The sequence below is a fragment of the Candidatus Dorea massiliensis AP6 genome (assembly GCF_964245105.1).
Taxonomy (GTDB): Bacteria; Bacillota; Clostridia; order Lachnospirales; family Lachnospiraceae; genus Laedolimicola; species Laedolimicola intestinihominis.
Window position 1 is genome coordinate 1 of the sequence record NZ_CAXTKW010000037.1, and the last position, 2153, is coordinate 2153.

The following is a 2153-nucleotide window of genomic DNA, read 5'->3' on the forward strand; positions in this document are numbered from 1 at the left end:
TTTTTACGCGCCGAACGAGAACGATGGAAGTCAGCACAGCCACAACAGCAATCACAATGGACAAGAAAACGATGATTTCCATATTGGCTATACCTCCTTATTAAAGCGGTAGCCAATCCCTTTGACCGTTTGGATATACTTTGGGCTTGAAGGATTGACTTCTAATTTTTTACGAAGCCGGCTGATAATCGCCATAATGTTACTGTCATCATAGAAATATTCTTCGCCCCAAACTTCCTCATAAATCTGCTGTTTTGTCAAAATTTTTCCTTGATGCTTTGCGCAGTACAGGAGCAGATCAAATTCCTTTGGTGGAAGTTCAAAAGTGCCATTTTCCGTCGTAACAGAACGATTTTCAAGGTCAATTTGCAATCCATCAAAATCCAGTTTTTGCACAGCTCCGGCTTGATGATTAAAGCGGGTGTAGCGGCGAATGAGGGACGCAATACGGGCAATCAGTTCGTCCATATCAAACGGTTTTGTCAGATAATCGTCCGCCCCGGCCCGTAAGCCCCGCACTTTAGAAATGCTGTCATTTTTGGATGTAAACATCAAAATCGGCAGGCTGTTCTCTTTGCGGATTTCTTCCAGCGTTTCAAAGCCATCCATACCGGGCATCATCACATCCAGCACCACAAGCTGATACTCCTGCTCTTTTAATTTCTGCAAGCCCTCTTTTCCGGTATTACAAAAATCGGCTTCTATATGTTCCGATTGTACGCTGCGTTTAATCAAAGCGCACAGTTCTCTGTCATCATCTATAATCAAAATTTTATTCATGGCGTAGTTCCTTTCCTTGTTTTGTCCGGCCATCAAGCGGCTTCTCCGCAGTTTTAGGGAGCAGCCAAACACCGGCCATTTTCACAGCGCCGGGGATACGCCCACCGGCACAATAATAATTTACCCTACGAGGTGTCACGCCCCATTTCTCGGCGGCCTCTTTCAATGTCATATAGTCCATTTCGCACCTCCACAGAGTACATTATAGTTCTCTTTCTCGAACAATGCAAGAAACGGAATGTGAATTATAAACTTCAACCAACCTGCATATAGCAACATTCCACAGGCAAAGTATGAATTATACAATGTAACTGGGTGATGTTATATGGCGAAAGTTGAAGATTGTCCCGGTTTTGAAACCTTCGGCGCAGATGTCAAAGCCGCACGAGAGGCAAAGCGTCTGGCACGAAAAACATTGGCAGAAATGGTTGGGATTGAATGGCGGTATCTTGCCAACATTGAGAATCAAGGTGCGATTCCGAGCCTGCCTGTGATGATCCAGTTGATTAAGGTCTGCGGACTTCCCGTGGAACGGTATTTTAACCCGGAGATCATGCGGGAAGAAAGCGAACAGCGGCAACGAGTCAGCCACAAGCTGAAGCTTTGCCCTGAAGAATACCTGCCGATTATCGAAGGTGCCATAGACGGGGCGCTCAAAATGGAACAGACTGCGAAGCAGAAGGAGGACGCATAATCGCGGCCTCCTTCTGGCGTTTCTATATCAAGTTTCCCGGCACTTTTCCCAAAGTTCCCGGCACCTCTGCTGGATTTCTCCGGTTTCTGTCACAGTCAGATCGCGGTCATTTCCGGTAATCTTATCTTCCAGAAAGTTGGCGTATGTATCCAGCAAGGCGTTTCGCAAATCCTCCGGAGTTTTCTGTATTTCGGCGCTGTACCAGTCATTCCGGTGAGGTTCCCATGCCATCAATGTATAACCGTGGCTGGTCTGCACCACCTCATACAGAGGATCATCATCCAGATATGCCTGAAACACTTCCAGAACCTTTTCAAAGGTCAGCATTTCCCACACCTCCCATTCAACTGCAAATCAGTTCCCTGATTAAAATTTCCTCAATCTGTGCCGTTAATGTGTTCATCAGTCCTACCCAGCGCATAGGATCACAGGCTTTCAGTTCCTCAGTGACACCCGCAGCCTCCATCATGTGAGGCAACATGGTGTCCACGCGCTCCTGCGCTGTCCAATCAATCTCTAACAGGTGCGGATACAGTTTCTCGCTCATCAGCAGTTGGTTGTAGAGAATAGGACGGTGTTCCTTCAGGTAGGACTTTCGCATCCTGCCGTACTTGCCGATAGAAGTTTCCGGCTGTTCAGAAAGTTTTAGGTTGGGTATATCATAATCTCCACAACGAAT

Annotated in this window: 5 protein-coding genes; 1 reads left to right on the top strand and 4 read right to left on the bottom strand. The window is 46.7% G+C overall.

Going from position 1 to position 2153, the window contains the following annotated elements; translation table 11 throughout:
• Positions 1-87: 87 nt before the first annotated feature.
• Both ACESZP_RS17835 and ACESZP_RS17840 read right to left on the bottom strand, forming a co-directional pair.
• Positions 88-780 carry a response regulator transcription factor gene (locus ACESZP_RS17835; protein ID WP_007037412.1) on the bottom strand — a complete coding sequence of 231 codons (693 nt, stop codon included), beginning with the start codon at positions 778-780 and terminating at the stop codon, positions 88-90.
• The gene (locus tag ACESZP_RS17840; protein WP_005933662.1) at positions 773-961 is read right to left on the bottom strand and encodes a helix-turn-helix domain-containing protein; all 189 of its coding nucleotides are present in this window, start codon (positions 959-961) and stop codon (positions 773-775) included. Before ACESZP_RS17840 ends, ACESZP_RS17835 begins: the two co-directional genes overlap by 8 nt.
• 144 nt (positions 962-1105) lie before the next feature.
• Here ACESZP_RS17840 and ACESZP_RS17845 point away from each other — a divergent pair, with 144 nt between their 5' ends.
• Positions 1106-1474 carry a helix-turn-helix transcriptional regulator gene (locus ACESZP_RS17845; protein ID WP_005933665.1) on the top strand — a complete coding sequence of 123 codons (369 nt, stop codon included), beginning with the start codon at positions 1106-1108 and terminating at the stop codon, positions 1472-1474.
• A gap of 27 nt (positions 1475-1501) precedes the next feature.
• Here ACESZP_RS17845 and ACESZP_RS17850 read toward each other — a convergent pair whose 3' ends face one another.
• Both ACESZP_RS17850 and ACESZP_RS17855 read right to left on the bottom strand, forming a co-directional pair.
• A complete protein-coding gene (locus ACESZP_RS17850; RefSeq protein WP_005933668.1) occupies positions 1502-1801 on the bottom strand; it encodes a hypothetical protein in 300 nt (99 codons plus the stop codon).
• A 16-nt stretch (positions 1802-1817) separates the two neighbouring features.
• Positions 1818-2153 (bottom strand): TnpV protein (locus ACESZP_RS17855; RefSeq protein WP_499709942.1); only part of this gene is annotated, 336 nt, incomplete at its 5' end.